We start from the raw sequence: 25,056 nt of genomic DNA on the forward strand, positions 1-25,056 counted from the left end.
AGCTACAGACACTACTCGCGGTCTGGACCGGCACCTGTCCGACCTGCCACCGCGACATACCAGCACCAATACGGACCTGACCAAGCCCTACTAGCCAAGGCTTGGTGACGTCAGAGAGCACGCCCTCCACTCTCGTGTCCAGGGCGAAGAGCCTCGCACGTACTCCGGCGGATGCCGGCGCCCGGACAACCGGAGAGAACCCCAGGTGGGGACACAGGAGGATCCAGGGCGAGCCGGCCCGGCTCGGCCACCCCGTCGCCGCCTGGACGGTCTGCGCCGTAGCATCCGGCGTGAGGCCCTCGAGTACGTCCTCATCATGGGCGAGGCTCACGCCCGACAGGTCCTGGCCACCTACAAGAGCACAGCAGCGCGCATCGGCCTCATCGGGCCCGCGTCAGCTGCCACCCGACTCGGTCCAACAGCCCGCCACCGTGCACGACTTCGATACGCCCACACTTCTGCGCACCCGCGTCCTCGGCGGCCTCATCAACGAGTACCGCTACGCGACCTGCCCCACAGGCGTGCGGGCTGTCTTGGTGGTGTCCGTCATGACGCCTGCTCGAAAGCAAGGTCGCTGGCCAGCACCGCGGCGCCGGTCACACCGGCTCGCGGCCCCAGGTCGGACAGCACAACGGGCAGGTTCCTGGTCGCAAGCGGCAGCGACCGGTGGTACACGACGCTGCGGATCTCGGCGAGCAGGATGTGGCCGAGCTGGGCGAGCCCGCCACCGATCACGATCATCGAGGGGTTGGCGAAGCTGACCAAGCCGGCGAGCACGCCGCCGACCTGGCGCCCGCCGTCGCGGATGAGTCGGATGCACGTCACGTCGCCCTCGGACGCGCCCTCGGCCACATCCTTCGCGCCGACCGCGCCGGAGGCGGCAAGCCGCTCGGCCAGTGCCGGGGACCTGTTCGAGCGCGCCGCCGCGGTCGCCTCGCGGGCGAGTACGGCGCCGCTGAACAGCGCCTCGAGGCAGCCGACGTTGCCGCAGGAACAGACCGGCCCGTGCGCGTCGACCTGGATGTGCCCGATGTCGCCGGCGCAGCCGTCAGTCCCTCGGTAGACGTGCCCGTCCTGATAGATGCCGCACCCGACCCCGGTTCCGATCTTGACGAACAGGAAGTCGTTGACCGAGTGCGCAGCGCCGCCATGGCGCTCGCCTATCGCCATGATGTTCACGTCGTTGTCGACGATCGCGGGGCAGCTGTGCTCACGGGTGAGGTACTCGCGCACAGGGAACCGATCCCAGCCCGGCATGATCGGCGGCGACACCGGCACACCGTCGCGGAAGCTCACCGGGCCAGGCAGCCCGATGCCGATCGCGGTCAGCCGCTCGTATGCCCCCTCCGCGCGGGCCTTTGCGAGCATCTCGTCGACCCGGTGGAGGATCGCTTTCGGCCCCGACCGGAGGTCGGCGGACTCCTGGTACGTCGCGACCTGCTCCAGGCGACCATTGGTCACCTCGACGTCGATCGAGGTGGCGTCCAGGTCGATGGCGGCGAAGCGCAGATCCGGGTTCAGCTCGACGAGCGTCGACCGGCGGCCGCCTCGGGACGTGGCAGGCCCGGCCTCGACGACGTAGCCCGCCGCGATCAGACGCTCCAGCTCGGCGAGCAGCCTCCGCCGGGGTACCTCAAGGCGGTCGGCCAGCTCAGCGCGCGACAACGCGCCTTCATCGCGCAGCAGCCGCAGCAGCTCAACATGCAGCGGTTCTGGGCTTCGCACCGGGTTCACCTCTGACGGGTTCATATCAGCGCAACATGCTGCGCTCCATCACAATAGTGACTTTTGACAGGAGCGTTCTATATCTTCGAGCCTCACCTCCAGGACTTTTGTTCTTCTACGCAAAAGTCTCAGACAGGATTCGCCGGCACGCACCCCGCTCGCACCGCGGTCGCCACCGTGTCGCGTGGCCGCCGCGGCGCAAGCGGGACGGAGAGCTGCCGGATGTCAGCCGCGCAGTGCCGCCATGTTGGTCGCACTGATCCTGGCGAACCGCAGGGACTGCCCCGGATCCGAGCTGCCGCCCGGGGCGTTGTCCTGCTCGTAGTTCGAGTTGTAGTGCCCCTTGGCGCCGACGGACTTGTAGAAGGTCTTGTAGTCGATGTCGCTGCGGGGGTCGCCGAACGGGATGAAGTTGTAGCCGTTGCCGACACCGGGTGCCTCGCCGGTGGCGTCGCCGTCCTTGGCGTGGAACAGCTGGTACCGCTGTGGCTGCTTCGCGACCTGGGCGGCCGGGTCGAAGATGTCCTCGACGCGGTTGCCCTCCCAGTCGTAGCGCCACCGCCACTGGTGCTGGGCGACGTGCGCCCAGTACACGTCCAGCTCGATGACGCACAGGGCCGGGTCGGTGACGTCGAGATAGTGCTGCATGAGGCGCTTGCCCGACTCTCCCCGCACCTGCGTGGGCGGAATCGGCCTACCTGTCACGCGGTCCTCGGTCACGGTGACCATGGGACCGTCCTGCAGGAAGTTGTACGCCGGCGAGTGGTTGTGGGTGTACATGCGGATGCCCGACTGCAGGCTGAGCGTGTTCAGCGCCTCCCATTTCTCGCCGGCGACGGTCCACGGCTCGATGTTGCGGTTGCCCGCGTTCGTCGGGTCGTTGCCGGTGCCCATGTACGGCATGCCCAGGATCGCCGCGAATTCGAGCTCGGTCTGCAGCCGCTCGTAGTCCTGTGCGGCCATTGCGCCGCCGGGGCTGTTCGGGCCGTTCCACGTGTTCGGTACGAACCCGTGGTTGCCGATCGCCTCCAGACCGTACGCGTCGAGGAAGCCGCGCAGCGTACGCGCGTATGCCAGGTACGCCGCTCGCGACTGCGGTGTGGTGACGCCGCCGGGCGCCGGGTTGGGCACGTCGCCGCCGGGGTTCGCGGCGTTCTGGCCGTAGCCGGCGAACTCGATCTGCTTGAAGCCGCACTTCGCCAGGAACTCGAACAGCTCCAGCCAGCCGCCGGGCAACGGCACGAGCGGGCCGAGGTCGGTGGGGTCCTTCGGGAAGTTCGGGCCACCCAGCCGGCCCATGGTGGGTGAGACGCCGCGCGCCGCGCTCGCCGCGATGCCGACCCGCGTGGGCACGTCGCGCTGGCTGTAGGTGATCGTGCCCAGCTTGCCGCCCGGGATGAGCCGCCCGTTGGCCGCGCTCGCCTGGGCCGGCGTGAACACGGATGCGGGGCCGAGTGGGCTGAACGTCGCGGCCACCGCCGCGCCCGTGCCGACCATGAACCGGCGCCGGTTGAACTTGCTGTTGAAGGCCATTGTGGTCCCTCTTTCGAAGTGGCTGAACCAAACCAGGGCCGGGGCGCCGTGCCGATCGCACGGCGCCCGGCCGCGGGGCCGTACTAGGGCGCGCTCACCCCTCGTCCGCCGAACTCGACCCAGTTGAGGTTGAACAGGTTGGCGCCGGTCTGACCGCCCGTGACCGACCGGAACACGAGGTAGATCTTGTGCTTGCCGCCCGGGTTGGTGATCGGGAACGTCTGGCTCTGCCACTTCGCCGTGTCACCGGTCGACGTGAGCCTCGCCGTGGTGAGAATCGGCCCGCCGACCGAGTCGAGGTGGACCTCGACGGCGGCCATCGGGCTACCCGCCGGCACCTGCGTCGACGTGCTCGCCACCCGGAACGTCAGCGAGTCGCTGTTCAGGAGGTTGAACGGTCCGTTCAAGGCGATCCAGTCGCCGCTGCCGAGGCTGCCCCTGTGCTGGCTGCCGCCGTCCGGGTCGTTCGTCGTGGCGACGTTGGTACCGGACTCCTCGAGGGCGAACTCGACCTCCTGGCGCTTTTGCCGGATCTCGTTCTGAGCGACCGTCGTCAGCGCCGGAACGCCGCCGGCACCGCCGCGATCGGTGTACGAGGCGCTGATGACGCCGAACACGTTGCCCCCGTGGGACACGTCATCAGGGTCGGTCGGCAGCACACCCGTGCAGCCGTGAACGGTCTGCTCGGCGTGGCCGTGACTGTCGTGGCCGAGGACGAACGTCACCTCGACCCGGTTGCAGTCGATCGTCTTGTCCTCGGGGTCGGTGACCGTCACCGAGAACGGGATGCTCTCGCCGAAGGAGAACAGGCCGCCCTCGACCGGCGTACTGACGGTCACGGTGGGCGCGGTGTTGCCGACCGTGATGGTCGTGTTCGCCGAGGCGGACTTGCCGCTCGAGTCGAACACCGTCAGTCGCGCGGTGTACTGCCCCGGCGTCGTGTAGGTGTACTGCGGGTCGGGGTCGACCGAGTCGACGACTCCGTCACCGTTGAAGTCCCACTCGAACCGGATCGAGTCGCCCGGGTCGGGATCCCGCGAACCCGCGCTGGAGAACTGCACGGTCAGCGGTGCGGAGCCGTTCGTCGGCGTCGCCGCGAGCTTCGGGATCGGTGCGCGCTGGCCCTTGACGTAGTCCCACCGGTACATGCCGGCGTCGTTGTTGCTGGTGAAGAAGCCGTCGCCGTAGGTGAGCAGGTAGAAGTGACCGTTCCCGTCGAACTGCATGTCCATCGGGTTGTCGCACTCGAACGGGTTGTTCGTCTCCGGGACCCGCTTTGCAGAGAGGCCGCCGCAGTCGAGCAAGTTGTTGATCTTGAACACCCGGCCCTTCGAGTCCAGGCGGATCTCCCGCAGGGTGTCCCGGGTGAACTCGCCGAAGAAGACCGCGTTGTCGTAGTACGGCGGCAGCTTCGTCGAATCCGGGTTGTCCGGGTCGAAGCGGTACTTCGCCGCGCCGTGCGGGCCGACACCGCCGGTGCCGAGCTCGGGGAACAGTCGCGGGCAGGTGGTGGCGCCGGAGCCGTTGTAGTAGGCGAGGCACGGCGTACCGATCGGGCTGTCCGCCCGGTTCTCGGGCGTGAACGAGTACCAGATGTCCGGGTTGGTGATCGGCGGGCCGTACTCGAGGCCGGGCTCCACGGTGGGCCCGCCGGAGAGGTTCCACCTGGAGTCGTTCTGCGGCCCGCGGTCGGGGTTGTCGCACTCGAACGGCTGCGGCGGACTGTCCTGCGGCGTGGAGGTGTTGAAGTCCCAGCGGTAGTACGGCAGGTCCGTCCGGTAACACAGCGGCCAGCCGTAGTTCGCCGGCTTGCGAACGATCTCGACCCGGCCGGCACCAGCCGGCCCGCGGAAGTTCTGCGGGGTCTGCGAGTCGGGCGAGTAGTCGGTGACGTAGGCGACGTCGTTCTCGTCGACCTGGATCCGGAACGGGTTCCGGAAGCCCATCGCGTAGATCTCCGGACGGGTCTTGTCCTTCCCGGCGGGGAAGAGGTTGCCCGCGGGGACCGTGTAGGCGCCGCCGAACTTGTTCTGATCGCCGGCGGCGATGGCGCCGTCCTTGACCGTGATGCGCAGGATCTTGCCGCGCAGGTCGTTGGTGTTCAGCGACGAGCGGCGAGCGTCGACGTGCGGGGCGTTGAACTGTCCGTTCGTGGTCAGCATGTCGTTGAAGGGACTGAAGCCCCCGGAGTTGCCGCCGCCGGCCGGGGTGTCATCGCCGGTGACCATCCACAGGTTGTTGTGCTTGTCGAAGTCGATGTCGCCCGCGACATGGCAGCAGGCGCCGCGGTTGACCGGAACGCGCATGATCTCCTGCTCGGACGCGACGTCGAGGTGTGCCGGCTTGTCCGCGGTGGCATCGACGAACTTGAAGCGGGAGAGCTGGAAGTACCCGACCCAGGGATCCCAGACCGCCGGCGAGTCCCCGGTGTTCGGCGCGTTCGCCTCCGGAGTCGTCTGCGTGACGATCTCGCCGGTCGACAGCTTCACGTCCTTCACCGTGGGTGGCGCGTAGTAGAGGTAGACCCAGTGGTTGGTCTTGAAGTCGTTGTCGATCCCCGGCCCGTACATGCCGTCCTCGCTGGCCTGGTAGACCGGGATCTGGGCCAGCACGGTGGTCTTGTTCGACTTGGGGTCGTGCAGCCGGATGCTGCCGCGGCGGTCGGTCTGGATGACCCGGCCGTCGGGAAAGACGTCGAAGCCGACCGGCTCGCCCAGGTTCGGCGGCGCCGCGACGGTCGTCTGCTGGTAGTTGGCCAGCACCGTCGCGCCGCAGTCGGAGTACACCGGGTCGGCCTGCCCGGCCGCCCACTTGATCGCGCCACCGAGGTGCGAGCGCAGGTTGGTCTCGCCGAAGCTGGCGGCGGTGTTGCCGAGCGCGGTGTAGAACGAGCGGCCGCCCTGCCAGTCCTTGCACCAGGTGACCGGGTGGTCGTGCCCCATCGTGCCGCCGCTGATGCCGGTGAGCGTCCCACCCCACGACTGCTGCTTGAAGGCGTCCTCGACGACGGTGGCGATGACATGGCTCTTGCCGCGCACGTTGGACTTGAAGTTGTACCAGGCGTCGGTGCGGGTCCAGTACTCCGGCAGGTTCTTCGACGCGTCGTGGACGCGGTCGGCGACCTTGATGGTGCCGGGCTGCACGCCGGTCCGGCCGGACGCGCGGGTGCCGAGGGCGTCGGACAGGAAGTCCCAGCCGGGCTGGGCCTCGATCGCCGAGCCGATGCCGACGAAGCCGCCGCCCGCGCGGTAGTACGCCTCGAAGGCGTCCTGCTGGGCGGTGGTGAGCACGTCGCCGCTGTTGTTGAGGAAGACGACGGCGCGGTACTGCTTGAGGTGCTCCTCGTCGAACTTGCGGGCGTCGTCGGTCACCTGGACCGCGAACCGGAGTTGATCGCCGAGCTGCCTGATGGCGCCGACACCGGCGGCGGTCGCCGCCGGGTCTCCGCCCGTGGATTTCGTGAAGACCAAGACTCTGTATTGCATGCCGCGGCTGCCCGGCGCGGCCGCGGCCGCCTCCGGGGCGGACGCCGATGCCAGGCCGATGAGCGCGCCGGCCACGAGCGCGAGCAGCACGCCGAACGCGGTGAGGCGGCGGCGGAGGGCTATGCGCATGGAACCTCCTCAGGGGTACGCCCGACCAACGGGCCGTCGCGCGGAGACGGTCCGGCCGGGAAGGGTGCGGTATGCGCCGGTATATCCAGAGGAAAAGGCAAACGGGTGGTCGATCGCTGCAGTGCGAGCGGGGATGAGGTGACGGCAAGTGCGTCCACTGCGCCGAGTTACGCGTCAGTCGCTCACCGCGATCACTGGTGAGCGACTGACGTGGTCCAAGTTCTTGCGCGGATCGTATAGGCGTGAATCCGCCAAAGATAGAGTCTGATACGCGAAAGTTTCAGGCAAACGACCTGAACTTCTGCTCAAACAAGCCAAAGTCTGCTGAAGGCGAGAGGAACGCCGCTGCCCAGCCGACGATCTCCGGCGGCACATCACCGACGTACTGGCGATCAAGCCCGTCAATCCCCGCCGCCCGCCAGTACCAAGCACGCGGCGGACACCTCCGCGTACCCGCAAACACGTTGAGGACGTAGACGGGACCGCGGTCCGGCCAGTGCTCTGACCGGGAAGGTTCGCCGGGTTGGGGGGCCGGTTGCAGCACCAACTCGGTGCGCTACCGACGCGCGATGATGCTGCTCGCCTCAGCCGCGGCAATCGCGTCCCAGTGATCGCCCAACTGGTGCAGGCCGACGAGACACGGTCCGCGATGTGATCCATCGGTTCGACGAGATCGGCCTGGCCCGTGTGGACCCTCGCTGGGCGGGAGGCCGCCCCCGCCGACTCAGCCCTGACGACGAGGACTTCGTCGTCCAGACGGCCATCACCCGACCGACCAAGCTCGGCGAGCCCTTCACCCGCTGGCCCCTGCGGGGGCTCGCCGCCTACCTGCGCCGCGTCCACACCCGCGTCATCCACATCGGCCGCGAAGCCCCGCGCTGCCTGCTCGCCCGACGCGGCGTCACCTTCCAACGCACCAAGACCTGGAAGGAATCCCCCGACCCCGCCTACGACGCCAAGCTCGACCGCATCGAGGACGTGCTCGAGCGCTGCCCGGACCGGGTCTTTGCCCTTGACGAGTTCGGCCCGCTCGGCGCCCCACCGCCGGGACCTGCCGGACCCCGGCCGGCCATCCGGACCGACTGCCCGTCACCTACACCCGCACCCACGGAGTGCGGTACTTCCACGGCTGCACGCCCACCTTCGCCGGCGCAACGCCAACGCCCGCCACCCACGCGTGCTCGCCGCCGAACGCAAGGAACGCGCCCACATCCGCAGCGAGAAGGGCATCCGCTGGGGCGGACGCCCTGTTGCCGGGGCGGTCTGAAGTCGCCGGTGAGCCTCTGCCCGGTGCGTCAGAAGGGCAGGCCCTGGAGGTCCACGCTGACGGTGGGCTGGGGCAGGTCGGCCGGGTCGTATGTCATGGTGCTCAGCGGGCAGGGTCGGGGGCCGGCAGGCTGTCGGAAGGTGACCGGCACGAACATGTGGCGCCATCCGAGCTGTGTGCAGAGCGGGACCAACTCCGGGCGGCAGAGCAGCATCACCGTTTCGGCCCCGGCCTCCCGTGCATGTTCGATCGCGACGCTGATCATGGTCCCCCGGGTGCCGACATCCACCTCAGCGCCCAAGCCGCCCGCCGCCTATGCCGCTTCGTGCGCATCCCACCCGCGCACATGGCCGTCGGGACGCGGTCCTGTTCCCTGTCCTGTCAGGGCGAGGGCCCACGTCCGCCCAGTGATTGCAGGGGGATTTTCGGCTGCGGGTCCGTGGAGCAATCGCGGACCCGCAGATTGCTTTCGGGCCTCGCGAAAAAATTTCAGCTGCCGTGTCACGTTCCGCTTCGAGTCGTCCCTTCACGAACCGGGGCCGGCTGGGGCCGTCCGGGTGGGGCCGTGGTGGTCGACTGGCCGCCGGTCACAGAGTTCCGGGCTGGGCCAGCCACTGGGTGGGTTGTCCGGTGATCTGCGCGACGGTCTCGCAGTCCCGATCGTAGTGGAGCAGCGTCAGCCCGGACAGTTCCGCGGTGGCTGCCACAAGCAGGTCGACAGGGCCGGCGGAGCGGTGTTTGCCGGCGTCGGTGGGCAGTTGCTGCACGCGACGGGCGCACGCGTAGGCGTTGTCCGGCGTGGGGACCCAGCGGCGATCCGTAACTCACCGCGGTCGATACGCCCCGCCCGACCCGCCCTGAGCGGATCAGGCCAACCGACCCGGTTCCGGCCGCCGCTCGCCTTGCTGTCCGCGCCCCGACCAGGTTCTGCGCATTACGGCATGTTCACGCCATGTTGAGTACCGTATTATCCGTTCGACGATTGGACGGGGCGTGCCGGTGGACGGGCTGTTGTCCGGGCCAACGGCCGGGGTACGGGGGATGAGGCGATCGCCACCGTAGCCGTCGTCGGGGATGTACCTGCGCCGCGCTCACTGCCGGACCACAGCGGGAAGGGGCCCCGCTCGGCGGTCTGGGCCGCTCGCCCTCGTGAGGGGGATGACACGGTGCTGGTGACGGAGTTCCGGACGCTGGATCTGCCGATAGCCGAGAGGTTCGCGTCCTGGCACGACATGACGGTCAGCGCACTGATACCCAGCGTGGTCCACACTGACCATGAGGGGGACTTCCAGGCGAGTGCGCGGGTGCTGAATTTGGGTGGCGTTCAGGTGTCGGCGCTGACCTACCCGTCGCTGGAGACACGTCGGACAGCAAGGATGATCCGGCGCTCCGATCCCGAATCCATGCAGCTGATGCTGACTCTGCGCGGGGGCCATCGGATCCTCCAAGGCGGCCAAGACACCACCATCGGCTCCCGTGAGATGCTGCTCTTCGACACCTCACACCCCTGGCACGGCTGGGCGAGCGCGGACCCTGACGCGGTGGAGGGGGTGTTGGTGCAATTCCCCCGGGCGCTGCTGCCGATCCCGGCGAACAAGGTCAAACGGCTCACCGGGATGCGTCTGTGCGGGCGTGAGGGGGTGGGCGCCCTGCTGTCCGCCTACCTCACGCAGCTCAGCACGGGCGCCGCCTCGTACACCCCGGCGGACAGCCCCCGACTGGCCACCCTCACCCTCGACGTGCTCACCGCCTTCCTCGCTCACCACCTCGACGCCACCACGTCAACGCCGCCCCAAAACCGCCATCGCTCCCTGCTGATGGAGATCCACGCCTTCATCCAGCAGCACCTGGACGACCCGGACCTGTCCCCGGGCACGATCGCCGCCGCCCACCACATCTCCCTGCGCTCCCTGCACCGCCTCTTCCACAACCACGCCCACGGCGCCACGGTCGCCTCCTACATCCGCCGACAGCGCCTCGCACGCGCGCGACGCGACCTGGGCGACCCGCGCCTGTCCACACGACCTGTCCACGCGATCGCCGCCCGCTGGGGCTTTCTCCGCCCTGCCGACTTCACCCGGGCCTTCCGCACCATCTACGGCTCCACCCCCACCGAATACCGCCAGGGAATCTTGCGCGCAGGTGCTGGCGTCCATCGCTAAGCGTTTGGCACGCACTGCTATCCACATGCCGGCAGCACCCGGGAATGATCGGGCAAGAAGAGATGCGCCGTGCATGGTGCATATCCATGACGCCGCGCCGTTTCCCATCTCATCCAGGAGGACACCATGCGCACACGCACGCTGCTCGCACGTTCCGCGGTGACCATGCTCTTCGCCTCCGCGGCCATCATCGGCATGACCTCCCCCGCCAGCGCCGCCACCTGCTCGGGCTCGTCCTGCGACGGCAAGGACCCCGGCGCCTATTGCCAGTCCGACGCGAGAACCGTGCAGAGCCTGAAGCTGGGCCAAGCACTGCTCGAGCTGCGGTACAGCTCCTCGTGCCGCGCTGCGTGGGCCCGGATCAGCAATGCATCGTTCGACACCCGTAGTCAGTTCACGCCTTACGCGACCGTCCACCGCAACAGCGACGGCCGCCAGTACAGCTGCTCGGTGAAAACCACCGGTTCGTCCTGTTACACCTTGATGGTCAACGACTCCAACGTCACTTCGTACGCGCGCGGGATGTGGGACAGCGGCGCGAACATCTACGAGGGACGCACCGGCTCTTACTAAGGTCCGCCTGCGGGGCGGCGGCGCCGGGTGCACCGCAAGCTCAAACGGCTGGGGATGCGCCACCGCCCTGCTGCAACGGGCCCGTCCACCTCTGTGCCGTTGGCCAGCCGGTGAACATCATCAGCGGAGCAGCAGCCGAGTGCCTCGGTAGCCTCACGGCAGCCCTCGCACTGGCCGCAGGACACAGCATCAGACGCGCACCAAGCGCCGAGCGCGCCGCGCCACTACACCGGCCACGGGCGCGAGAGGCGCGTCAGCAGCAGACCGCGCGGACACGCCCAACTCGTGAACATGCACGACGGCGGCCTCCTTCGCGCAGGTGGTCGCCGTTTGCAAGGCCCAGAAACTCCCACCTGCCGCCTCTGGTCCGAGCACCGCGCCCGAAGCGCTCACCGTCACGGCCGCCCCGATTCCGAGGGCGGCGCGGAGGCTAACCCGGCGTATGTCGGGCGGTGTTGTGCTCATGCCGAAGGACCCTACGCGTCACGCTGAGACCCGTGCCAGCGACGAGGGTCTGGGCGTGGACGACGCGCAACCGCCGCTGCGGATGCCCAGCTCCAAGCATGCACTGACGGTGACCGAGACCTTGCTCGCCTTGCTGTCCGGGCGGGACGGCGGCCCCTGCCCAGGGCGCTGCGTGCAGGGGCCGTCCATCACCCTGCGGTCCTGTCACAGCGCAAGGCACTACGACGCTAAAACCCCAGCACCCAACCCCGCCCGCTCGGCGCGTCGGCAGGGTGAACGAGTCCCCTCCCCTACGCCTCACGGCCATCTTCACCGACCGCGGCGGCACCCAGTGGTCCTGGTCGCCGCCGGCGGTCCGCATCATGATTTTTGTCGCGGCCCTCGCTCAGGGCGTCAGGCGGGTCGGACACACGAAACGGGAGTACCAGGGGCGCGGAAGGTCTTACCGGGGCCGGCAAGGACGAATCAGCCTTTGGCGAGCGCCTTCACCCGGTCCAGCGCCCCGTTGAACCTGTCGTGATCGCCGACGGTCGGGCCGGACGAGGTGTACTGCCACAGCGTGTAGTAACCCCAGCCGGCCGGCAGCGTGCCGACGGTCGAGGCGTACCGGGCGATCCACAGGGGATTCTTGGTGGCGAAGCCGCCGTAGTTGCCGGTGCACTGGGTCCACCAGCTGGTGGCCGTGTAGATCACGGCGTCCCGGCCGGTGCGGGCCTTGTAGGTCTTGAGGAAGTCGGAGATCCAGCTGACCATCGAGCTCGCCGACTTGCCGTAGCAAGTGGTGCCGTAGGGGTTCCACTCGATGTCGAGGACGCCCGGCAGGGTCTTGCCGTCGCGGGACCAGACGCCGCCGTGGTCGACGAAGTAGTTGGCCTGCTTGGCGCCGCTGCTGGTGTCCGGGGTGGCGAAGTGGTACGCGCCGCGGAACATGCCGACGTTGTACGAGCCGTTGTACTGCTGCTTGAAGTAGGGATTCGTGTAGTACGTCCCCTCGGTGGCCTTCGTGTCCGCCCACTTCACGCCGCTGTTCCACAGCGTCGACCAGGCGACGTTGCCCTCGTAGGAGCTGACGTCGACGCCTTCGGTCTGGGTGGCCTTCCTGGTGGCGGGCGTGCCGCTGCGGCCGTCGTGTGCCAGGACACCCATGCCCATGTAGGCGGAGCCACGGGCGGGGGTGGTGCTGGTGGCGGGCGTGCCGCTGCGGCCGTCGTGCGCCAGGACACCCATGCCCATGTAGCCGGAGCCACGGGCGGGGGTGGTGTCGGCCGAGGAGGGTGCGGTGCAGAGGACCGAGAACGCTGCGAGCAGGGCTCCCGTGACGGTCAGCCGCCCTACGCGGGCCGTTCCGGATCTGTGCACGGGCATGACGTGCCTCCGATAATTAGGCGGTGCTCGGTGGGAGGAAATGCGCGCATGCCCCACGGTCGCACGGAGGGAGAGCGGATCAAGGTCGACCCGCCGAGAGCGGCTCACGCGCAAGGCGTTGGAGGTCAGCCAGCTCACCGGCTTTGATGCGATCAGGGCCCGGCTCGACTCCGAGGCCCCGAAGGTCACCCTCACGGTGGAGGTCCCGGAGTGGGAGCCGCTGGCCTGGACTCCGCACGGCATGCCGTGCATCCCGTGGCCGTCAGGGCACAGCTGGCACTTCCCCCGAGACCGGGGCCAGGAGCACCGCTTGGTGCTGCAGCAGGTCCTCGTGCTGGAGAACCTCAGCGACCGGCGCGTGGAGGCGCGGTTCGTCGGCGACCTGGTCGTGTCGGACGAAGACCGGTGGCCCCGTGCCGCCGGCGTCATCGTCCTGGAGGCCGGCGAGCAGAGCGAGAAGGTCTACCTGCAACGCGACTTCACCATCAAGGAGCTCTCGGAGAACTTCACGGCGAAGCAGGCCGGCCAGGTATTGCCGCGCAAGGTGCTCAGCACCGTCACGGTGGAGGACGATCGCGACAACGGGAACACGGACCGCTGGGATCTGCTGCTGACCGGCTGCCCTGTCCACCCCGATCCCGAGCGGGACGGGGTGTGGATGATCGCCCGGCACCACCTGACGGAAGGTTCAGGGCTTCGGGCCCTGGACTACGAGCTGGTGCCATCGAGGCAGCGGACCCACTGGCTCTCGCGCGCACAGGGTCGCAAGCTCGCCGAGCCCGGCCGGCTGTAGAGCCGGGACAGTCCCTGTCCATCAACTGATCAGTTGTTGAACAGCATCACGTGTGTCGGCCGGGGTCCGTGGTCTGCTCGTCCCTCCGCCGCCCGAAGAGCCACAGGATCCGGGTTGCGTCCAGGGAAGTGGTGTACGGGTTCGACCTGATCGGTGGGTTTGCTCCGGCGTCGGGATGAGGCTCGCATAGACGAACGGCCACCGGCTGATCTTCGAAGTGTCGAAGCTTCGAAGGAGATCAGCACGATGACCGCACCTGACAGTCTGCCCCTGCACGCCCTCGCGGAGGTGCCATCGGCGCGGTGCTGCCCGGCGCCTCTGGCAGCGCTGCCGCACCCACTACGCCCGCAATCTACTGAGCCAGGTCCCGAAATCGGCCCAGCCGTGGGTGGCCACCCTGCTGCGGACCGTCTTCGAACAACCCGCAGGAGCGGCTGAACAAGGAGATCCGGCGTCGCACACCGACGTGGTCGGCATCTTCCCCGACCGCACCGCCGTGATCCGGCTCGTCGGCGCGGTCCTGGCCGAGCAGAACGACGAATGGACCGAAGCCCGCCGCTACACGGGCCGCGAACTCCTCGCCAAAGCCCGCCTCCACCCAATCGAGTCAGAAACCGACGACACCGACCTGCCCACCGAACTCACCGCATAGCCTCAAAGACAAGATACCGAGTGACCGTCGATACACCACTCCAGCGGACGTGACCCCGGGCAATACAACAAACCCCTCACCCCTCACTACATCAGCGAGCAAACCGGCGACCGGGACACACCGTGGTGACGGTCGCCCCGGACAGTGGCCTCAGGTACGTCACGGGCGATCTTTTCGCGGCCTCGCTCTGCTGGAATGGCACGCTCGGGCGATGATCGCATCTCCGGGATTCCACAACCGGCGTCGCACTTCCGATAAAATGCTGAGTTGTGATGGAAATCCGCCATCAGTCCGTGGCGCCGACTCGTACCCAGCGGCTGGCCTCCGGCAGGTCCATCGATGCCCACCGGCACGACGACCCATCAGATCGTCTACGCCGGCCAGGCAGCGATCGCTGTCACCACCGACGCGGGATCCTGGGTGGCACCGGGAACCCGCGCGATCTGGGTGCCGGCCGGAACCGTGCACGCGCACCAGGCCCACGGCCAGCTTCAACTGCACCTGGTAGGACTGCCCGAGGCGCAGAACCCCCTCGGCCTGGACGCGCCAGCCGTACTCGCCGTCAGTCCGCTGCTGCGCGAGGTGATCATCGCCTACACCCACGCCCCGGACGACGAGAGCACCGAACGGGCCCACCTGCGAGCGGTACTGCTCGACCAGCTCCGGCTCTCTCCCCAGCAGCCTCTGCACCTGCCTACGCCGTCCGAGCCCCTGCTGCGGGAGTTGTGCGACATCCTGCGTGCTTCCCCGGCCGACAGCCGCACTCTCGTCGAACTCTGTCAACAGGTCGGGGCCAGCGCGCGCACCCTGTCCCGGCTGTTCCGCAGCGACCTCGGTATGACGTTCCCGCAGTGGCGCACCCAGCTGCGGCTCCACCACGCGCTGATCCTGCTCGCCGAGAAGACGCCCGTGACTGTGGTCGCCCACCAGTGCGGCTGGTCATCGGCCAGCGCGTTCACCGATGTCTTCCGGCGCACCATCGGCCACACGCCAGGCTCCCATCCCGTCGGCTGACGCCCGGCCAGGCAGAGACGGGGCCGCCGGCCACGGCCAGGCCCGTGCCGCCGCCCCGTGCCCGTACGGCGCCCGGGCCGCACGACAACCTGACCCTAAGGAGCCACGACGCGGTCGGTACGGTACGGGCTCGGGGCGCACGGCTCGGACATGTCTTCTGCCGCTTGCCCGCGTCCGAGCGACACGCCTGCGGGCGGGGCCGTCGTCCAGGCGAAGGCGCGGACGAACGCGTTGGTCGTCGCCCACCCGCCAGGCGGTGGCGGTCCACGGCGTCACTGCCCTCGGGGACTGGGTGCGGGTCGGCGCAATCCGTGTGTGGCGGATCTGAGATATAAGTCGGCCGATTACTGGAAGCAGGCCTGACTCGGATTGCTCATCGTGGATGCGTGACTTCAATCCAGGAAACAGCTCGCCCCCCTGATGCCGGTGACCCGCCGGGGCACTGGCCCCGCATGCGGGTTTGGGCCACCACGCACGCGGTCGACGACTTCTATCAGGGTCTCGTGCCCGCCGCCGTCCCCTATTTCGTGCTGGAGCGGCACTTCAGTTACGTCGAGGCCTCGGGGCTCGCGCTGGCCGCGACGCTGGGCAGTGCGCTGCCCCAGGTGCCGATCGGCTTGCTGGCCGACCGGCACCGGCTGCGGTGGATGTCGCCGCTCGGCGTCAGCCTGGCGGGCATCGGGGCGGGCCTGTCCGGGCTCGTGCCCTCCTATCCGCTGGTGTTCGCACTACTGCTGCTGGCCGGTGTCGGCATCGCGATGTTCCACCCGCCCGCCGGACGAGACGCCCGCCGCGCGGCCGGGGGCAGCGCCACGGCGATGAGCTACTTCGCGGCCGGCGGCAGCGTCGGCTTCTTCATCGGCCCTGCGGTCGCGACACCGGCCCTGGACAACCTCGGGATCGGCGCGACCGCGCTGTTCATCCCACCGGCCGTGCTCATGGGCTTCGTTCTGCTGCGCCACAACGGCCGGACCTCGAACCCCGCGGCCAAACAGGTCCAGCATCAAGGCAAGGACCGGGTCGGCCTGTTCGCCACCCTGACCGGCGTCGAGATCGTGCGGTCCACGATCTCGACCGGACTGAACACGTTCATCTCGTTGTACTGGATCCGGCACCTGGGAGCGAGCAGCGCACTCGGCGGCCTGGCGCTGACCCTCGCACTCGGCGGCGGCGTGCTCGGCACCCTGCTGGGCGGACGGATCGCCGACCGCATCGGGATGGTCCGCACCGTGCAGATCGGAAACGCCGCGATGCTGCCCGCCCTGTGGATCCTCCTGGCCTGTGGCGACAAGTACGCCGCACTCCCACTGGTGCTGCTCGTCGGCCTGATCTCGAACATACCGTTCGCCGTGCTCGTCAAACTCGGCCAGGACTACCTGCCCAGCCGACCCGGCACCGCGGCCGGCGTCACCCTCGGGCTCGCACTGAGCGCCGGCGGGCTGTTCATGCCGCCGCTGGGCCTCGTCGCCGACCACTACGGCCCGCGAGGCACGCTCATCGTCCTCGCGTCCGTGACGGTGATCGCGATCGCGGTCTCCACGGCCCTGCGCGAACCAGCCAGCAACCCAAAACCGCCGAAGGCCCCGACAGCCACAGCAACCTGACCGGCTCCTCAGCGATCGCGCACGGCAGGCCGACACCCTGATGGCGATTCTTGGAAACGGCTCTGTCAGCAGTTCCGTGAATCCCCAGGTCAGCGAGGGGATCGAGGGATCGTTTCGGCAGAGTGTTTCCTGCCATGGCGGGTAAGACGGTCGAGGCTGTGCTGTTTCCCGGGATCGATGTGCGAGTGGAGCGCGTCAGCGACTCCTCCGACGTCCTTGTGGTGGAGGCGGTGTCCACTGCTCGCCCGGGCCGGTGCCCGGACTGCCGGAAACAGGCAAGACGCATGCACAGCACGTACCAACGCACCCTAGATGAAAGGGTCGTTGGGATCTCTCCGGGTCACAGTCCGGCTGTCGTGGACGTGCTGCCCGACCGCACCCCCGAAACACGTGAACGTGTCCAGTCACGTACGGATGAAGGGGCTCTGTCGCTGATCTTGTGACCTGTCCCTGGGCGATGGCGAGCACTGCGAGAGCCGAGAGACCGCCCATGTCCAGACGTTGGCGGGTACACGTGACGACTACGTCGAAGGCGTTCAGCGCGGTCTTCCAGCGCATGGTCCAGCGGGCCTGGCCCTTGCCGGTGGGGTCGAGCGACATGATGGCCATGTAGACGCACTTCAACATGGCCTGCTCGTTCGGGAAGTGTCCGCGGGCCTTGACCGCTCGCCGGATCCGCGCGTTGTCCGACTCGATCGCGTTGGTGGTGCAGACGATGCGGCGGATCTCGGTGTCGAACCGCAGGAACGGAGTGAACTCTCCCCCAGACTTCGTCCGGGGCCGCTGCCGACTCGACAGCCTCGTGCTCGGCCACGTTCTCACGGGTCATCGACGCATCTTCCATGATCGGGAGTTACACCGAACGATTCACAGTCCCTCCTCACTGTCAGGTGTGACGGTTTGTTCGGCCCAGATGGTCTTGCCGGTGCGGGTATGGCGGGTGCCCCAGCGGTCGGCGAGTTGGGCGACGAGGAGGAGGCCGCGTCCGCCTTCGTCGTAGATGCGGGCGCGGCGCATGTGGGGGGTGGTGCTGCTGGTGTCGGAGACTTCGCAGATGAGGGTGGTGTTGTGGTGGATCATGCGGAGCTGGACGGGGGGTTTGCCGTAGCGGATGGCGTTGGTGACGAGTTCGCTGACGATGAGTTCGGTGATGAAGGCGGCGTGGGTCAGTCCCCACGTGGTGAGCTGGGCGGTGGCATTTTGGCGGGCGTGGGCGACGACGGCGGGGTGGGGTTGCAGGTCCCAGGTGGCGACGCGGTCGGCGCTGAGGGCGCGGGTGCGGGCGATGAGCAGGACGATGTCGTCGTCGGGGCGGTGGGTGAGGGTGGCGGTGAGGACGTGGTCGCAGACGGTGTCGAGGGTGTGGGTGGGGCGGACGAGGGCGGCGAACATGTTGTCGAGGGCTTCGTCGATGTCGTGGTCTCGGGGTTCGAGGAGGCCGTCGGTGTAGAGGGCGAGCAGGCTGCCTTCGGGTAGTTCGGTCTCGGTGGCCTCGAACGGCAGGCCGCCCAGGCCGAGCGGGGGGCCGGCGGGGACGTCGAGGAGGTAGGCGGCGGCGTCGGGGGTGACGACGGCGGGCGGGGGGTGGCCGGCCCGGGCGAGGGTGCAGCGGCGGGTGACGGGGTCGTAGACGGCGTAGAGGCACGTGACGCCGATGCCGCCGGCGCCTTCGGGGGCGCCTTCGGGGGTGGCTTCGTCGGCGGAGAGGCGGATGACGAGGTCGTCGAGGTGGGTGAGCAGTTCGTCGGGCGGCAGGTCGACGTCGGCCAGGGTGCTTACCGCGGTGCGCAGCCGGCCCATGGTGGCCGAGGCGCGGATGCCGTGGCCGACGACGTCGCCGACGACGAGGGCGACGCGTGCGCCTGACAGCGGGATCACGTCGAACCAGTCGCCGCTGACGCCGGCCAGGGGGTCGGCGGGCAGGTAGCGGGAGGCGATCTCGAGGGCGGCCTGCTCGGGCAGGGTCCGCGGGAGCAGGCTGCGCTGCAGGGTCATGGCGGTGGTGCGTTCGCGGGTGTGGCGCCGGGCGTTGTGGATGCTCAGGGCGGCCCGGGCGGTGAGCTCCTCGGCCAGCTGCAGGTCGAGGGGGGTGAAGGGGGCGGGGTTGTGGTGGCGGCTGAAGAGGGCGGCGCCCAGGGTGGTGCCTCGGGCGCGCAGCGGCACCACCATGAGCGAGTGTGTGCCCCACTCGCTCATCCGGGCCGCTCCTGGGTCCTCGCCGGCCCACCGGGCAAGGGTGGGGCCGGTCATCTCGTAGAGCGCCCCGCGGTCCTTTGCCAGGCATTCGGCCACCGGGGACAGCGCCGGGTAGGTGCTGGACTCGCCGACGGCGACCGGGGACTCGGGGCTTGTTTCCAGGACCGAGCGCACGGCGGCGCGGCGCATGGTGACCGGCCCGGCCGAGACGGTGGCGCCCGCCTCCTCACCGCGCGCAGGGAGCAGGTCGACGGCGGCGAAGTCCGCGAGGCGGGGGACGGCGGCGTCGGTGAGTTCCTGGGCTGTACGGGCGATGTCCGGGGTGGTGCCGATACGGGCGCCGGCCTCGTTCAGCAGCATCCGCTCCCTCTGCGTGTGCTCCTCGTGCCCCTGGTACGCGGTCAGGCACACGCCCCGCAGCCGGCCCGCTCCGTCGCGCAGTGCGGTCAGCGACACCGGCCGGCCGCTTTCTGGGCCGTCGGCGCATCCGGCATGGGCGGCGGGGAGGAAGGCCTTGGTCCACTGCGGCTCGCCGTCCTGAAGCACCTGGCGCATCCGCGCCTGGATCTCCTCGCCCACGGGGTGCGGCGCGATGTCCACCAGGCGCAGCCCGCGCATCTCGGCCTCGGTGAGCGAGAGGGCGTGCTCCATGCCGGTGTTCGCCGCGATGAGCCGCAGATCCGTGCCGAAGACGGCCAGGGGGCAGGGGGACTGGGCGAACGCCCACTCCTTCAGCTCCTTCAGCCCGCCCGGCTGCTCCTCCTGCCCCCGCTCGCCCGGTGCGTCCGGTGTGCCTTGCGGGCGGTTTTCGGGGTGCGGCGGCGGGCTGGTCACGGCGCAGAGAAGGAGCCATTCGGTGGCCGCACCGCCGGTGGGGGTGCGGCGGTGGGCGAGCAGGTGCTGTTCGAGGCGGCGGCCGTCCTGGTGGCGCAGCACCGCGGTGCCGTTCCACCGGTCCTTGCCGGCCGCCTGGTGCCCGGCCGCCCGGCGGGCGGCCTCGCCGGTGTCGTCGGCGAGCAGGCGGGTGGCAGGGCGGCCGATGATCTGTGAGGGCTCGTAGCCGAGCAGGCGCCGGGCGCCCTCGCCCCACTCCGTCACGATGCCGTGTTCGTCGACGGTGGCCGTGGCCGTGACGGTGGCGGTGCGGGGCGGCTCGAGCGGGGCGTCCGCCTCGCCCGGCCGTTCACCAGGAGGAGTGGGAAGGTGCTCCATCGGCGCTCATCTCGCCTCGCTCGTTCCTCGACCGCTGTTCCCGGGGGAACCTCCGCGGCCAGGGCCCTACTGACAAGCATGATCCTGCGGGGCAGGAAGCACCAGCACGGTGCTCGGTGAGGTGCCCGGGCCAGGCGGGGGCGCGGACCGCCCGCGGTGGGCGGTGCGCTGTGTGCGGGGCCGGGTGCCGAGGGTGGTTCTGTACGTCACCGACATGGGCAGATAACAGAAATTTCAGGAAATGTGCGACGGGGTGGAACCGGCCTGGGCCTGCCTGTGTCAGTTAGGGGCAAATGCCCACATTTAGGCATTCGTGTGACTCCGAAGATGTGGGCCGGGACGACCGGACCGATGCGCCGAAGGAAAGCCGCCATGAGCCTCGCACCCGCCCTGTACGCCAAAGCCCCCACCCCCGCCCCTGCCTCTGCCTTCGCGTGCGGGCCGGCTGCGCTGGCCCCGCGTGAGCGGGAGGCGCTGCAGCACATCGCCGCCGGGCGCACCTACGTGCAGACGGCCCGGCGCATGGGGCTCTCGAAACACACCGTCGATGCGTATCTGCGCCGGATCCGGGCCAAGCTCGGCATCAGCAACACCGCCGAGCTCACGCGCCTGGCGGTCTCCCTGGGCCTTTGACGCCGCGTTTCGGACCGGGCGGGGTCGTGAACCGCTCGTTCTGCACGCGCTTCGCGAGTTGGCATGAGCGGGGAGGATGATCGCGGCGGAGGTATAGCCTGCGTCGACCAGATGCTCGCCGGGCCTCGTCCCGCGCAGCTCCAGGTTCTCGTGGACGCTGTCGATCAGGCGGGAGTCATCCACCGCGGCGTGGGTGGTGGCCACGTTCACCGCCAAGTGGGGCAGGTCGTCCTCGCTGGTCTCGCTGTAGCGGACCTTGTAGCCGTCCCAGACCATGCCGCGTTCGCCGCCGCAGCGGGCTTCCACATCGTGGGGGTTGATCAGCCGGTCTCTGCCCGGCGGGAGGTCCTTGCCCTCCCGCGAACTCCACCAGATCCAGATGCGCAACGGGCTGGAGCAGCGGACCGCGGACTGGCAGCGGCGCTACGCGATCCGGGCCGGCATCGAGGCCACCCTCTCTCGAAACGTCCGCACCTGCGGCCCGCATCGACGCGTCGTACCAACTGCGGCTGCCAGGCCGTCCGAGCTCCTCGACGGGAGCGACCGTCCTGGCCGGGAACACGAGATTGGCGTTGTTCGCGAGATCGGGGCCGCGATCGGCTGGCGGGCGGTTGAGAACGACGTACGGCGTCTGCGACAGAGGATCTTCGCGGCTCGCAGGCAGGGGACTGCCTGCGAGCCCTCGGGGCTTGCTTGAGCCGGTTGCTCGGAAAGCGGGCACGGCCGGTTCTGAGGGGGGCGGCAGTGCAGTAATGCACTGCCGCTACCCGACTGGAAGCCCGTGTTCACGGCGCTGGAGGGCCGGTTGACCTGTTGGCTGGTCAACGCCGCGCATCTGCGCAATGTGCCGGGCCGCAAGACGGACGTGGCCGACTCGGTGTGGATCGCCCGGATCATGGAGTGCGGTCTGGTGCGGCCGTCGTTCGTACCGGTGCAGGAGTTCCGTGAGTTGCGGGATCCGACCCGGGCGCGGACCGCCGCCGCGCAGGAGCGGGTCGCGGTTCACCAGGCCGTCCGCCGGTTCGCGCACGCCGCCGCGGCGAGTGGGCCGGTCCTGGATGCCGACCGGCTCTCCTACCTCCGCTGCGTCCGGATCGCCCGGCGCAGCGTGCCGTCCCAGCACGACACCTCCAGGCGCTCGCTGACCAACGCCTGGAAGGAGGCCTGCCAGGAAGCGCGGTCCCGTCCGCTGCCGCCCCGGTCCGGCCGGGGCTGGCCCCGAGCGATCAAGAAGCCGATGCGGTGGCCGATCCTGAGGACTCGGAGCGGCCGCAGCAAGGTCGAGCCGGGGCGATGGGCGCACAACCAGACCACCAAACAGCGCAAACACCGGGGCGTCGGCAGACCTGTGCCGCGAGCTCAACCGTCTTGACCTCCTTACAGCCGGTCCCCCATGCCGGCTGGTTCCGGAGGATGCTTCCCGCCACCGTCCTTGATGTCCTGCTTGCAGGTGCGTCGGTCGTAGGACTGGTCATTGGGGATCAACAGCACTCCGGCAACCTGCTCAGGGTGCTCGACGGCGAGCCAGTCGTCGCCCGTGAGGGCACCGTCCGGCTCGGGCCACGCCCCGGACGAATAGACCGTCTGACACCCCAACGCCACGCGCTCCTTGTCGACCGCGCAGGCATCCACTCCAGGGCCGGATATCTCGTCGGCGCCGTCGAAGCGGTAGTGGAAGTGGACCCGGTCACCATCGGAGGGCACCTGCGGGTGGGGCTCAAGGCGCCAGTCAACGACCTCGGCGGTGACGCCGAGAGGCTGCCCAGACGTGTCCTCGACCTGCACCCTCACACCGGCCTCACCGCGCTTCGCCGTCGTGTCGGTGCAGCCCCGGAGGGAAGAGCAGCCGGACAGGGCGAGAATCACCAGAGCCAACGGGGCACCGGCAAGTACCCGTGCAGGGAACACGACGATGACCTCCGGTCGGGGTGGGGCGGAGCAGTGTATCCCGGGGCCTGGCAGCTGACGGGTGATGGCGGCGAGCGCCTGCAGCGGTGAAGCCGAAGCGCAGAGGAGCCCTGTGAACTGGGTGGGCATGGACAGCATCACGATGCAGCCGACCCAATGAGCGATCGTCTACGCACCTGCGGCCTTCCAGTCGCGGTCGCTGTCTCCGCGGCGAATACCCATGACAGTCTCGCGCTCCAGCCCCTTGTCGCGTCGATACCGCCGATCCGCAGGCGCCGCAGACGGCCCGACGAGCCTCACGGCGACAAGGGATACGACTACCCCCACGTGCGGAGATGGCTCCGCTCTCGCGGCATCACACCACGGATCGCCCGCCGAGGACTCGGGACCTCACACCGACTCGGACGCCACCGGTGGGTCATCGAACAGACCATGTCCTGGCTCACCGGCTGACGTCGGTTCCACCGCCGCTACGAACGCAAGCCAGAACACTTCCTCCCCTTCACCGCCATCGCCACCAGCCTCATCAACCACCGCCGACTCACCAAGTGAAGCAACGTCTGAAGCAACTGCATTGGCCGCGGCCCCTCCCAGGTATTCACCAGGGACATCAGCGAGCTCGCCGACCGGCCAAGGGCATCTGGTACCACGTCTACGTCATCATCGACATCTTCAGCCGCTACATCGTCGGCCACACGGTGGAACTGGCCGAATCAGCCGACCGCGCCGAGGAGTTGATCCGCGAGACCATCGACCGCAACGGCATCGTGCCCGAGACCGTGCACGCCGCGGCACATCGATGACGAGCAAGAAGGTCTCCCAGCTGCTGATCGACCTCGGCGTGACCAGGAGCCACTCACGCCCCAAGGCCAGCAACGACATTCCCTGCAGCGAGGGCCGCTTCAAGACCGGGTCCACTTGTCGCTGAAGGTGTCCTTGCTGATCTCGCAGGAGGCGATGGTGTAGCCGCCCGACGCGGTGGACTGCGAGATGACCCTGCCGTTGACCTTCAACTGGCAGGTGACATGGCCGCCCCCCTGAAGCCGCGCGGTGATCGCGTAGTGCTGCCGGTTCTCGAGCGGCCTGGTCACGCTCATCGGCACCTTGCCCTGGGCCAAGGACCCGGCCGGGCCGTACTGGACGTCGGCGCCGCTGGTGCCGGTGACGACGTAAGTGACGGTCTGCGGCGCCCCCTTCTGGGGGGCGGACTGCAAGGCGGAGGCCTTGGAGGCGTTGCCGGCGTCCGGGGGTGCGGCGGCCGGGCTCTTGGCAGTACCGCTGCTGGACTTGCCGCCGGTGGCAACGGAGATCGCGCCGGCGATGACCAGGATCCCGACGACACCCAGGCAGCCGGCTCCGGCACAGGTCTTGCCCTTGCTCTTCTTCTTGTGAGGTTCCGGGGCCTGCGGCTGGAACGGCTGCTGCGGCTGGCCGGGCTGCCGGCCCCGAGAAGGCGTGGACATGCGCGGGTACCCCCATGTGGTGGCGTGAGGAAGGGGACGGGATGAGACGGAATTCGTACGGGAGCGTGTCCTGGTAGTGCTTGCGCACGTGCCGCAGCCGGCGGGCCTCGCGGTGGAAACCGGGCATCGCCTGCATCACCGCCAGGCACAGCAACTCCGTGTGGCTGAGCTTCGGGGGCCGCCCAGGCAGACGCGTGATCCCAGCCCGCTCATCGTCGATCTTCACGTACAGCGGTCACGAGGGTGTTCAGGTCAGTTGTCGCAAACGGATCCTGAACACCCTCTCTTGGTGCCCGCAGGCATGTGGACAGGCTCGTCTAGGAGTAGTACACGCTCTCCGAGTACGACGAGGACTGCGAGTACGACGAGGACTGCGAGTCCGAGTAGGAGTAGTAGTTCGGCGTAACCGTGTACGACGAGGACTGCGAGTCCGACGAGGACTGCGAGTCCGACGAGTTCGTCGTGACGTCAATATCATTGGCGTAACCGCTGGCGGTCTTGGCCTCCTGCTGGGGCGCTTGCGTGGCCATGGCGCTGGTCTGGGCCGGGGCCGGAGCGGCGAACGCGGCGGTGGGGATCAGTGCGCCTCCCGCGGCCAGGGCAGCGGAAGCGGTGAGGATCGCCAGACGCCGTGTACGAGGTGTGCGGGCCATGGTCAATCTCCTTGGTGAGAAATGATGGGAAAGGAATGTGTCGAAACGGTCCTGCCGGTTCTCCGGCGGGGCGGCCGCGGGACACACGTCCCGTCAAACCGTCCGGACCATTCCGGTGGGCCACCTGCTCTGCGTGAACCCGTGCCTCAATTGACCCCGGCCCGGCGTACCGCGTCATGTCCCTGGAATTCGGGGCTTGACAAACATCCCCGGCCCACCGACCC

At 69.0% G+C, this 25,056-nt stretch carries 16 protein-coding genes and 6 pseudogenes; 11 read left to right on the top strand and 11 right to left on the bottom strand.

The window, feature by feature from the left end; translation table 11 throughout:
- Nucleotides 1–546: 546 nt before the first annotated feature.
- From ACFY3J_RS35420 to ACFY3J_RS35430, 3 genes are all read right to left on the bottom strand, one after another.
- Nucleotides 547–1,749: an ROK family protein gene (locus tag ACFY3J_RS35420; RefSeq protein WP_384187861.1), complete on the bottom strand. Its 1,203-nt coding sequence runs from the start codon at nt 1,747–1,749 to the stop codon at nt 547–549.
- Between the two features lie 201 nt (nt 1,750–1,950).
- Nucleotides 1,951–3,258 (bottom strand): sugar phosphate isomerase/epimerase family protein, encoded by a 1,308-nt coding sequence (locus tag ACFY3J_RS35425; RefSeq protein WP_384187858.1) that lies wholly within the window; start codon nt 3,256–3,258, stop codon nt 1,951–1,953.
- Nucleotides 3,259–3,341: 83 nt separating this feature from the next.
- Nucleotides 3,342–6,872, bottom strand: a complete 3,531-nt coding sequence (locus tag ACFY3J_RS35430) for a ThuA domain-containing protein (protein WP_390842596.1) — start codon at nt 6,870–6,872, stop codon at nt 3,342–3,344.
- Between the two features lie 539 nt (nt 6,873–7,411).
- Here ACFY3J_RS35430 and ACFY3J_RS35435 point away from each other — a divergent pair.
- Nucleotides 7,412–8,139, top strand: a pseudogene (locus ACFY3J_RS35435) (helix-turn-helix domain-containing protein); the annotation flags it as partial.
- A 28-nt stretch (nt 8,140–8,167) separates the two neighbouring features.
- Here the strand turns inward: ACFY3J_RS35435 and ACFY3J_RS35440 are convergent.
- Together ACFY3J_RS35440 and ACFY3J_RS35445 are read right to left on the bottom strand one after the other, a co-directional pair.
- Nucleotides 8,168–8,404: a hypothetical protein gene (locus ACFY3J_RS35440; protein ID WP_390842597.1), complete on the bottom strand. Its 237-nt coding sequence runs from the start codon at nt 8,402–8,404 to the stop codon at nt 8,168–8,170.
- Nucleotides 8,405–8,726: 322 nt separating this feature from the next.
- Nucleotides 8,727–8,948: pseudogene (locus ACFY3J_RS35445) on the bottom strand (VapC toxin family PIN domain ribonuclease); the annotation flags it as partial.
- A gap of 363 nt (nt 8,949–9,311) precedes the next feature.
- Between ACFY3J_RS35445 and ACFY3J_RS35450 the strand changes: the two are divergent.
- Together ACFY3J_RS35450 and ACFY3J_RS35455 are read left to right on the top strand one after the other, a co-directional pair.
- Entirely contained in the window at nt 9,312–10,301 is a 990-nt protein-coding gene (locus ACFY3J_RS35450) for a helix-turn-helix domain-containing protein (protein WP_390842598.1), read from the top strand.
- Between the two features lie 126 nt (nt 10,302–10,427).
- Nucleotides 10,428–10,874: a DUF2690 domain-containing protein gene (locus tag ACFY3J_RS35455; protein WP_384188046.1), complete on the top strand. Its 447-nt coding sequence runs from the start codon at nt 10,428–10,430 to the stop codon at nt 10,872–10,874.
- Nucleotides 10,875–11,804: 930 nt separating this feature from the next.
- Here ACFY3J_RS35455 and ACFY3J_RS35460 read toward each other — a convergent pair.
- Entirely contained in the window at nt 11,805–12,704 is a 900-nt protein-coding gene (locus ACFY3J_RS35460) for a lysozyme (protein ID WP_390842599.1), read from the bottom strand.
- Between the two features lie 118 nt (nt 12,705–12,822).
- Between ACFY3J_RS35460 and ACFY3J_RS35465 the strand changes: the two genes are divergently transcribed.
- The 4 genes and pseudogenes from ACFY3J_RS35465 to ACFY3J_RS35480 all read left to right on the top strand — a co-directional run bounded on the left by ACFY3J_RS35465 (nt 12,823) and on the right by ACFY3J_RS35480 (nt 16,767).
- Nucleotides 12,823–13,497 carry a hypothetical protein gene (locus ACFY3J_RS35465; RefSeq protein ID WP_390842600.1) on the top strand — a complete coding sequence of 225 codons (675 nt, stop codon included), beginning with the start codon at nt 12,823–12,825 and terminating at the stop codon, nt 13,495–13,497.
- 290 nt (nt 13,498–13,787) lie between these two features.
- Nucleotides 13,788–14,149: pseudogene (locus tag ACFY3J_RS35470) on the top strand (transposase); the annotation flags it as partial.
- 272 nt (nt 14,150–14,421) lie between these two features.
- Nucleotides 14,422–15,163: pseudogene (locus ACFY3J_RS35475) on the top strand (AraC family transcriptional regulator).
- A 452-nt stretch (nt 15,164–15,615) separates the two neighbouring features.
- On the top strand, nt 15,616–16,767 hold the full coding sequence (locus ACFY3J_RS35480; RefSeq protein ID WP_390842601.1) for an MFS transporter: 1,152 nt from the start codon (nt 15,616–15,618) through the stop codon (nt 16,765–16,767).
- A 522-nt stretch (nt 16,768–17,289) separates the two neighbouring features.
- On the opposite strand, the pseudogene ACFY3J_RS35485 reads toward ACFY3J_RS35480, so the two are convergent.
- Together ACFY3J_RS35485 and ACFY3J_RS35490 are read right to left on the bottom strand one after the other, a co-directional pair.
- Nucleotides 17,290–17,526: pseudogene (locus ACFY3J_RS35485) on the bottom strand (transposase); the annotation flags it as partial.
- 108 nt (nt 17,527–17,634) lie between these two features.
- Nucleotides 17,635–20,175 (bottom strand): SpoIIE family protein phosphatase, encoded by a 2,541-nt coding sequence (locus ACFY3J_RS35490; RefSeq protein ID WP_384183046.1) that lies wholly within the window; start codon nt 20,173–20,175, stop codon nt 17,635–17,637.
- 372 nt (nt 20,176–20,547) lie between these two features.
- Between ACFY3J_RS35490 and ACFY3J_RS35495 the strand changes: the two genes are divergently transcribed.
- Complete coding sequence (locus ACFY3J_RS35495) at nt 20,548–20,808, top strand: response regulator transcription factor (protein WP_384183048.1); 261 nt, start codon at nt 20,548–20,550, stop codon at nt 20,806–20,808.
- Nucleotides 20,809–21,589: 781 nt separating this feature from the next.
- On the top strand, nt 21,590–22,180 hold the full coding sequence (locus ACFY3J_RS35500; protein ID WP_390842602.1) for a transposase: 591 nt from the start codon (nt 21,590–21,592) through the stop codon (nt 22,178–22,180).
- Nucleotides 22,181–22,185: 5 nt separating this feature from the next.
- On the opposite strand, the gene ACFY3J_RS35505 is transcribed toward ACFY3J_RS35500, so the two are convergent.
- Nucleotides 22,186–22,716 (bottom strand): hypothetical protein, encoded by a 531-nt coding sequence (locus tag ACFY3J_RS35505; RefSeq protein ID WP_384183404.1) that lies wholly within the window; start codon nt 22,714–22,716, stop codon nt 22,186–22,188.
- 156 nt (nt 22,717–22,872) lie between these two features.
- Between ACFY3J_RS35505 and ACFY3J_RS35510 the strand changes: the two are divergent.
- Together ACFY3J_RS35510 and ACFY3J_RS35515 are read left to right on the top strand one after the other, a co-directional pair.
- Nucleotides 22,873–23,268 (top strand): annotated as a pseudogene (locus tag ACFY3J_RS35510) (transposase).
- A complete protein-coding gene (locus ACFY3J_RS35515) occupies nt 23,265–23,519 on the top strand; it encodes a transposase family protein (RefSeq protein WP_390842603.1) in 255 nt (84 codons plus the stop codon). Before ACFY3J_RS35510 ends, ACFY3J_RS35515 begins: the two are co-directional and overlap by 4 nt.
- A 99-nt stretch (nt 23,520–23,618) precedes the next feature.
- On the opposite strand, the gene ACFY3J_RS35520 is transcribed toward ACFY3J_RS35515, so the two are convergent.
- A complete protein-coding gene (locus tag ACFY3J_RS35520; RefSeq protein WP_390842604.1) occupies nt 23,619–24,179 on the bottom strand; it encodes a hypothetical protein in 561 nt (186 codons plus the stop codon).
- A gap of 317 nt (nt 24,180–24,496) precedes the next feature.
- Nucleotides 24,497–24,832 carry a hypothetical protein gene (locus ACFY3J_RS35525; RefSeq protein ID WP_384183059.1) on the bottom strand — a complete coding sequence of 112 codons (336 nt, stop codon included), beginning with the start codon at nt 24,830–24,832 and terminating at the stop codon, nt 24,497–24,499.
- Between the last annotated feature and the right edge of the window lie 224 nt (nt 24,833–25,056).

Origin of the sequence: Streptomyces sp. NPDC001231 (assembly GCF_042896885.1) — a bacterium.
In the GTDB taxonomy this organism is placed as follows: domain Bacteria; phylum Actinomycetota; class Actinomycetes; order Streptomycetales; family Streptomycetaceae; genus Streptomyces.

Bases quoted from the DNA above. Each gene is read 5' to 3' on its own strand.
- ACFY3J_RS35440 (WP_390842597.1), bottom strand. From the start codon at position 8,404: ATGATCAGCGTCGCGATCGAACATGCACGGGAGGCCGGGGCCGAAACG.
- ACFY3J_RS35495 (WP_384183048.1), top strand. From the start codon at position 20,548: ATGAGCCTCGCACCCGCCCTGTACGCCAAAGCCCCCACCCCCGCCCCT.
- ACFY3J_RS35490 (WP_384183046.1), bottom strand. From the start codon at position 20,175: ATGGAGCACCTTCCCACTCCTCCTGGTGAACGGCCGGGCGAGGCGGAC.
- ACFY3J_RS35455 (WP_384188046.1), top strand. From the start codon at position 10,428: ATGCGCACACGCACGCTGCTCGCACGTTCCGCGGTGACCATGCTCTTC.
- ACFY3J_RS35480 (WP_390842601.1), top strand. From the start codon at position 15,616: ATGCGGGTTTGGGCCACCACGCACGCGGTCGACGACTTCTATCAGGGT.
- ACFY3J_RS35520 (WP_390842604.1), bottom strand. From the start codon at position 24,179: ATGTCCACGCCTTCTCGGGGCCGGCAGCCCGGCCAGCCGCAGCAGCCG.
- ACFY3J_RS35525 (WP_384183059.1), bottom strand. From the start codon at position 24,832: ATGGCCCGCACACCTCGTACACGGCGTCTGGCGATCCTCACCGCTTCC.
- ACFY3J_RS35420 (WP_384187861.1), bottom strand. From the start codon at position 1,749: ATGAACCCGTCAGAGGTGAACCCGGTGCGAAGCCCAGAACCGCTGCAT.
- ACFY3J_RS35425 (WP_384187858.1), bottom strand. From the start codon at position 3,258: ATGGCCTTCAACAGCAAGTTCAACCGGCGCCGGTTCATGGTCGGCACG.
- ACFY3J_RS35460 (WP_390842599.1), bottom strand. From the start codon at position 12,704: ATGCCCGTGCACAGATCCGGAACGGCCCGCGTAGGGCGGCTGACCGTC.
- ACFY3J_RS35430 (WP_390842596.1), bottom strand. From the start codon at position 6,872: ATGCGCATAGCCCTCCGCCGCCGCCTCACCGCGTTCGGCGTGCTGCTC.